Source organism: Abditibacteriota bacterium (genome assembly GCA_017552965.1).
In the GTDB taxonomy this organism is placed as follows: Bacteria; Armatimonadota; UBA5829; order UBA5829; family UBA5829; genus RGIG7931.
The window spans coordinates 1-7,499 of sequence record JAFZNQ010000089.1; the positions used below are offsets into that span (position 1 = coordinate 1).

The 7,499-nt window shown below is 60.1% G+C and carries 6 protein-coding genes; 2 read left to right on the plus strand and 4 right to left on the minus strand.

Annotation, left to right across the window (positions count from 1 at the left end):
- Together IK083_07645 and ppk1 are read right to left on the minus strand one after the other, a co-directional pair.
- Positions 1–1,473 (minus strand): hypothetical protein (locus tag IK083_07645; GenBank protein MBR4749424.1); only part of this gene is annotated, 1,473 nt, incomplete at its 3' end.
- Between the two features lie 17 nt (positions 1,474–1,490).
- Positions 1,491–3,530, minus strand: a complete 2,040-nt coding sequence (ppk1, locus tag IK083_07650; protein ID MBR4749425.1) for a polyphosphate kinase 1 — start codon at positions 3,528–3,530, stop codon at positions 1,491–1,493.
- Positions 3,531–3,798: 268 nt separating this feature from the next.
- Between ppk1 and IK083_07655 the strand changes: the two genes are divergently transcribed.
- Complete coding sequence (locus tag IK083_07655; GenBank protein MBR4749426.1) at positions 3,799–4,413, plus strand: VWA domain-containing protein; 615 nt, start codon at positions 3,799–3,801, stop codon at positions 4,411–4,413.
- A 71-nt stretch (positions 4,414–4,484) separates the two neighbouring features.
- Here IK083_07655 and IK083_07660 read toward each other — a convergent pair whose 3' ends face one another.
- Positions 4,485–5,525: an aminotransferase class I/II-fold pyridoxal phosphate-dependent enzyme gene (locus tag IK083_07660; GenBank protein MBR4749427.1), complete on the minus strand. Its 1,041-nt coding sequence runs from the start codon at positions 5,523–5,525 to the stop codon at positions 4,485–4,487.
- Positions 5,526–5,529: 4 nt separating this feature from the next.
- Entirely contained in the window at positions 5,530–6,489 is a 960-nt protein-coding gene (gene cobD / locus IK083_07665; protein ID MBR4749428.1) for a cobalamin biosynthesis protein CobD, read from the minus strand.
- A gap of 342 nt (positions 6,490–6,831) precedes the next feature.
- Here cobD and galE point away from each other — a divergent pair.
- Positions 6,832–7,499, plus strand: a 668-nt coding sequence (galE, locus tag IK083_07670) for a UDP-glucose 4-epimerase GalE (protein ID MBR4749429.1), incomplete at its 3' end; no start/stop codon positions are given.

Consider the following 7,499-nt stretch of genomic DNA (forward strand, 5'->3'; position numbering starts at 1 on the left):
CTTGTTGCCCTTGTAAAACTCCGAGGTCTGGAAGGAGCCGCCGTTGGTGCCGGGATACACGCTGCAGGCCAGGGTCTTCAGCCCCGCCTGCCGCACGCAGTATTCGTACCAGTAGCGGTAGGCCATGCCCGACACGTTGAAACGGTGATTGAAGTCATTGCGCCACCAGCCGCCCGCCGTGTTGGAGATCAGGTTGACTCCCATCTCCTTCATGTCCAGGGCTTCCTTCAGCATGCGCTCATTGGCGTCGGGACCCAGCTGGTAGTTGGCCCTCATGCCCGGCATGGCCTGGGCCACGAAGGCCGGCTCTTCCACGCCGTCTTCCACTACCACCATCTCATTGTCCGGATTGTAGTCTATCTTCAGGTGGTCCGTCTGAGTGTTGACGGGGATATAGGCCGCAGCCATCTGCTTCGGGTCCGTGAGGATCAGCTTCAGGGCTATATGCCTGGTCCAGGGGGCGATCTGCAGATACTGCACCCGGGTCTCCCGGACAGAGCGCTCCGCCGGCTCAAAGTAGTCGAAGGAGGTCATGAATTCTTCGAAGCTGCTCACGTAGCCGGGCATCTTCTCGCTCTTGTCGATCAGCTGAAACTCGCTGATGACGGGGGTTTGGGCTGCCTCTTCGGCTATGGTGATATTGACCTTCAGAAGGGCGAAGGCCATGGCCGACCACACGTTGGTCCAGTAGTCGTAGGTCTTTTCGTTGCGGTAGCCGTAGTAAAGGGATATGACGTAGTCGCCCGGATCCAGCCGCGTGGCGAACTGCACCCAGAACTCGTAGGTCTCGCCGGGATAAATATAACCCAGATGCCTTTCAAACAAATTGACGGGCTGGGCGGCTTTTTCCCAGAGAGCGTTGCCCTCCGGGTCGTATTTCATGACGGAGGGCATGAACTGGGCCGAGCCGAAGCCCTCCGGGTCCAGAATGGTGTCCCCGGTGTTGGTGAGGCGGAACCTGAACCAGATCTGACCGTTTTTCTGCACGGTGCCGGAGCGGACAAGGGGAGCCTCGATGAGAGGCATGCTCGTCACGGGCTCGCAGTCCGCCGGATCCGGCTGCAGCCAGGGATATTTGCTGACGTCAAAATCGGTGCTCATGCTGCCCAGATATTCCAGCTTTACCCTGAGGTCGCCCGGGCAGGCCAGGTCGTAGAGGGGCTTGTGCCGGGCTCTCTCCACGTCTTCAAAGGCCGTGCTTTCCACCATGACGCGCCTCTTTTGCGCCGGCCGGGTGATGGTGTAGGTGATGGGCACCATATCGTAGGCCCTGGGGCTCCGGGGCACGGTGTAGCTCACCGTGCAGCCGCCGGCCTTCAGCACGCCGGTCGCGGCCGGGGCTCCGTCATAGGAGTGATACCAGCCGCTTTTGAAGGCGTCCATGGAAAGCTTGGTGTAGCTGACCAGGTCGGCGGCAAAGCCTGCCGAGCCCAGCCACAACAGGCCTATCAGGGAGAAAAGCAGGTATTTCATAAGGCGTTCACCGGGCGCTACAGTCCGAACAGCTCGTCCTGGCTGACGATCCTGGCGCCTTCGGGGGGCCGGCGGGTGTATTTGCCGTCAGCCTGCAGGATGCGGGCCTTCACGTTGTCGGCAAAGGTCAGCTCCATGAGCCTGACGACCTTTTCCTTCAGGACGGGATCCCTGACGGGAGCCGCCACCTCTATGCGCTTTTCGGTGTTGCGGGACATAAAATCAGCCGACGATATATAGACTGCCGCGCTGCTGTCCGCTCCGAAGACGTATATCCTGGCGTGCTCCAGATACCGGCCCACTATGCTCCGCAGCTCTATGTCGTCGCCGTTGGCGCCGGGGAGCAGGCAGGCTATGCCCCTGACGCACAGGCGCACGTCCACTCCGGCTCTGGAGGCGTCTATGAGCCTGGTGATGAGCTCCTTGTCCGAGATGGAATTCATCTTGAGCCAGATACGGGCCGGCTGGCCCTTCTTGGCCTTTTCGGTCTCGTCATACACCAGCTTCATCAACGATCTTTTCATGATCACGGGGGCTACCAGCAGAGCCCGGGACCTGTCCATAAACTTTTGCCTGTCGAGGGATTCAAAGAAGGCCAGGGCATCCTCTGCCAGCTCCGGATCGGAGGTCAGCAGCGAACAGTCGGTGTATATGCGCGAGGTGACCTCGTTGTAATTGCCCGTGCCGAACTGCATGATGTATTTGCCTTCCTCTTCGCCTCCCAGCTCTATCAGCAGCACCTTTGAGTGGACCTTGTATTCGGGCACGCCGTACAGCACCCGGCAGCCGGCTTCCTCCAGCCGCTTTGCCCAGTAGATGTTGTTGGCCTCGTCAAAGCGGGCTCTCAGCTCTACCATGACGGTCACCTGTTTGCCGGCTTTGGCAGCCGCCATCAGGGCCTCGGCTATCCGGGACTGTTTGGCCACTCTGTAGAGGGTGATGCTCACAGCCTTTACTCTGGGGCTGGAAGCGACTTCTTCCACGAACCGGACGAATACCTCCACGTCGTTGTAGGGATACACCAGGAGCCTGTCCTGCTCCAGCGCTTTGTCGATGAGGGAGCCCTCCGCCCAGGCAGGGACCGTGGGGGGCTGCTTTGGATAGGTGAGGGCGGCGACCCGCTCGGCCGGCAGTCTGTCCTTCAGGCTGCCGATATATTTGATGTTGAGGGGCATCTCCCGCTTTGCCAGCCTGCCGTCGTCCAGATACAGAGCCTTCTGGAGCCATATGCCCAGCAGGTCGCTGTCGCTGCCGCAGAGCTTGACCACCGCGGGGGCCTGCAGGTCCCGGCGCGCAAGTATCTTTTCCATGACGACCCGGGGACTGTCCTCACAGGGATACAGCGAGGCGTTTTCGGATATGTCCGCATTTTCCAGCATGGCAAAGAGGCCGCTGCTTTCTATCTGCCATTCGCCGAATATGACCGGGAGGAAGAGCAGGACCACTTCCTCGCACAGCATATACCTCAGGCCCTTGTCGGAGGGCAAAAACACCACTCTTTCGGCGTCGGAGGGTACCCGGACGAGGCCCACCGACCTGGCGGTCTTCTTTTTGGTGATGATGCAGCCCGCTATGATGTCCTTGCAGCCGTAGAGAGGGAAGGGCTGGCGCCTGTCCAGAAACATGGGCTCCAGAATGGGAGAGAGGGCCTCTCTGAAATAGTCCCTCAAAAACGCCTTGTCTGCCTCGGTCAGCTCTTCGGGCTTCAGGTGACGGACGGGGCATTCTCCCTCGCCGAGCAGCGTCATCACCTCCCGGAAGTCCTTGTCGGCCCTCAGCTGGGCCCGCTGGGCTTCCTTGTACACCTTGTCGAGGACGTTGCCGGCGTTGTTCTGCTTGTCATAAGCCTTGCCCTTGACGTCGTTGAGCACGGCGTGGTGCAGCTTGCCTATGCGCACCTTGCAGAACTCGTCTGTATTGCTGCAGTATATAGAGAGAAAATTCAGCCTTTCCAGGAGCGGTACCGAAGCGTCCTCCGCTTCCTCCAGCACTCGGCTGTTGAATTTGATCCAGCTCAGGTCTCTGTTGTCGAGCAACAGCTTTTTTTCGTCTGCCATATCGCCTCCTTGCGCTCTGTCAGAATGACTATGCCTGCGAGAGAAGATAAAATATATTCTAATATATAATAACACATATCTGCTCCGGGTGTCAAACGCCCGACACATATGCCTTTTGTCTGCCCTTCCTTCCCGCAGGCCCGGCCGGTCCCCGCGGTTTGTCCCCAGTTTGGCGACCCGCAGGCCGGACAGGGGCGGTATAATCAATAATGGAGGAGCCGGCCGCAGCGCCGGCTGTTCCGCAAAACACTATTTTCGGAGGGATCGTATGAAAACAGTAAAAAAGTTAAACGTGGCTTTTGTGATAGACAGGAGCGGCTCCATGTATCCCATGAAGGACGAAGTGATCAAGGGCTTCAACCGGGTGCTGGAGGAGCACGGCGACCCGGAGGTCTTATTCACCGTCTGCGTGTTCAGCGACGATATCAGCTTTCCGGAGGTCCGGACGCCGGCGGACAAGGTGGCTCCCCTGGACGGCAAAAGCTATGCCCCCGACGGCTGCACGGCTCTCAACGACGCCATGGGCAAGACCGTCACCACCCTCGCCAAGCTGACGGAGGAGGGCGAAAAGGTGCTGTTTTTTGTGATGACCGACGGTATGGAAAACGCCAGCACGGATTATACCACCCGGGATATCCGGGAGCTGGTGAAAAAGCAGACCCGCAAGGGCTGGGAGTTCGTGTTCCTGGGAGCCAATATCAGCGCGGAGGAGGAAGCCGAAAAGAGGGGCATCTCCCGCTCCAACAACTTCGTAGCGGATGACAAGGGCGCCAAATTGGTCATGTGCGCCATGAGCGAAGGGGTGAGAAGAATGAGGGATGACGAGGATCTGGCTGATTTTGACGCCGAGCTGAAGGAAGACTATGACAAGCGGGGCAGATAAGGACTGCCGCCCGCCCGGGGCTCCCCCGTCCGGACAGACGGGGGAGCCTCTTTTTGCGGCGGCAGCGTTCTTCACGCCAGTATTTCCGAGAGCGCTGCCAGCAGACGGTCATTCTCCGGAGCCGTGCGCACGGCTATGCGATAATACCCCTTGCCCAAGCCGATATAGTCGGAGCAATCACGCACCAGAATGCCTTTTTTCAGCAGAGGCTCATAGACGTCCGCCGGGGAATAAAGCAGTATGTAATTTGCAGCGGAAGGGAAGACAGTCACGTTCAGCCTGCCCAATCCCTGCAGAAAGCGGCGTTTTTCGGCGTGCAGCTGCTCTGCCGAGGCTGCCAGCCACCCGCCGCAATCCAGGGCAGCGGCGCCGGCCTCCTGGGCCAAAACCGACACGTTCCAGCACTGGGCGGCCCGGGACATCCTGCGGAGAAAGGCTTCGTCGGAGCACATGGCGCAGCCCAGGCGCACGCCTGCCATGGCGTAGCTTTTGGTAAAGGCGCGCAGAACTACCAGGCCGGGATAGGCTTCCACCCATTCGGCAAGGGGATAGCAGTGAGGCTGCTCCGTCAGCTCCAAAAAGCTGACGTCCAGCAGCACCCGCGCGCCTGTTTTCAGAAGGCCGAGGACTATCGGCGGGTCGGTCAACGCGCCGGCAGGGTTGGAGGGGGAGCAGAGAAACACGGCGCTGCAGCCTGAAAGATCGGTCTCCAAAAAACCTTCGTCAAGGGCAAAGCCGGACCCGGGCCCGGTGACATAGTATTCCGTGTCACAGCCTGCCGCCTGTAAGGCCGCCGCATATTCGCAAAACGCCGGCGCGACAACGAGCGCCGGTTTTTCCCGGGACAGGGCGTAGGCAAAAGAATATATCAGCTCCGAAGCGCCGTTGCCGAACAGGAGCTGCTCCTCGCCAACGCCCGCCGCGGCCGCTGCCTTTTGCCGCAGCTTGCGGCAATAGGGGTCGGGATACTGCGCGCACCGGTCTATGGCCGCGGCCAGCGCCCGGCGCACCGGCGGGGGCATGCCTGCCGGATTGACGTTCGACGAAAAGTCCAGGACTTTTTCATGAGTATAGACGTCTCCGCCGTGGGGACTCTTTTGATCTACAAGCATAATATCACCGCAAGCATAATATCACCGTATATTCCAGCAGCGCGCCGGCAAGCAGCATCAACAACGATGCCCCAAGCATCAGCCGGCACGCCCGCCCGATATCATGCGGCTCGATGTCGCGCAACGGGTCGCCTATATACTCTTTTTTGCATATTTTGCCTCCATAGACCGCATCGCCTGCCAGCCGGACGCCCAGCGCTCCCGCGCACACGGATTCCGTCTGCCCCGCATTGGGGCTGGCGTGCTTGTATCGGTCCCGGCAAAATATGCGCAGGGCATTTTTGGCGTCCAGCCCGCACAGGGGACAGCACGCTGCCATCAGGAGCGCCGACAGCCGCGCCGGGACGTAGTTGACCAGGTCGTCCAGCCTGGCCGCAGCTCTGCCGAAATAAAGATACTTTTGATTTTTGTATCCCAGCATAGAATCCATGGTGTTGACGGATTTGTAAAAGAAGCCGCCGGCAGCGCCAAAGAAAAACATCCAAATGAGCGGCGCGATCACTCCGTCATTGGTGTTTTCGGCCACGGTTTCCACTGCCGCCCGGCAGATGCCTCCGGCATCCAGCGCCTCGGTGTCTCTCCCTACTATCATGGATACCGCCCGGCGCGCGGCCTCGGTGTCGCCCGCTGCCAGCGCCCGGCGCACCTTGCCGGCCTCGCGGTACAGCTGCCCGGCGGCCGGCAGCTGCCAGCACATGACCGTGTGGAGGACGAACCAGGCCGCAGGGCTGACGCGCCACAGCCACAATAGCAGCAGCGCCGGCGTCAGCGTGGAAACAGCGGCCACTCCCGCGACGGTGATGACGCCGCGGAAAAGGTCTTTTTCGCAGCTGTCCCCGCGGCGCAGCCTTTTGTCAAAAAAGGCAATCAGTTTGCCCATGGCGACCACCGGGTGCGGCAGCCCGTGAGGGTCGCCGACAAAGAGATCGATCACAAAGCCGCAGAGTATCGATGCGGTCTGCAGTGTCAGCCACTTAACAAGCAACGCCGGCACCTCCCTGCGCCCCGGACGCCGCCGCGGGGTCCGGCGCCTGCGCCGGACCTGCGTTCCTGCCGGTCACCCGGCCGCCCCCGGGGACCGGCCCGGACCCGGCACGGGGGGTAAATGTGTGAGACATGGCATTTCTCCTCTATCCATTCTATTTTACCATGTTCCGGGAAAAACCGTAAATCCCTGCCTGCAGCCCGTCCTTGCCTGCGGCTCCCCCGTCCGGAGAGACGGGGGAGCCTGTAGCCGGGGCTGCGTTTGATATCAAAGTCCTTTTTGTGATACAATTATTATGTATTTACAAGAGGAGATATGCCAATGAAGATCCTTGTTACGGGCGGAGCCGGCTATATAGGCAGCCACACCTCGGTGCTGCTGCTGGAGGCCGGCCATGAGATAGCCATCATAGACGATCTGTCCAATTCCGACGCGGTGGCGGTGGACCGCATCAGGCAGATCACCGGAAAGGACTTTGACTTTTTCCGGTCGGACCTGCTGGACTACGATGCTCTGACGGACATAGTTGCCGCCGGCGGCTTTGACGCGGTCATCCATTTTGCGGGCTTCAAGGCCGTGGGCGAGAGCGTGGCAAAGCCCATAGAGTATTATGAGAACAATCTGGGCAGCACCCTGAATCTGGTAAAGGCCATGAAGAAGTTCGGAGTGAGGACCCTGGTGTTCAGCTCGTCGGCCACTGTGTACGGCGAGCCGGCCTCCGTGCCTATCAGGGAGGACTTCCCCCTGTCCGCCACCAATCCCTACGGCCGCACCAAGCTGATGATAGAGTATATCCTGAAGGACCTCTACGTGTCCGACGACAGCTTTTCCATCGGGCTCCTGAGATATTTCAATCCCGTGGGCGCCCATCCCAGCGGCCGCATCGGCGAGGATCCCCGGGGCATCCCCAACAACCTGATGCCCTTCATCTCCCAGACCGCCGCCGGGCGGCGGGACCATCTGAACATCTTCGGCAACGACTACGACAC

Bases quoted from the DNA above. Each gene is read 5' to 3' on its own strand.
- ppk1 (MBR4749425.1), bottom strand. From the start codon at position 3,530: ATGGCAGACGAAAAAAAGCTGTTGCTCGACAACAGAGACCTGAGCTGG.
- IK083_07655 (MBR4749426.1), top strand. From the start codon at position 3,799: ATGAAAACAGTAAAAAAGTTAAACGTGGCTTTTGTGATAGACAGGAGC.
- IK083_07660 (MBR4749427.1), bottom strand. From the start codon at position 5,525: ATGCTTGTAGATCAAAAGAGTCCCCACGGCGGAGACGTCTATACTCAT.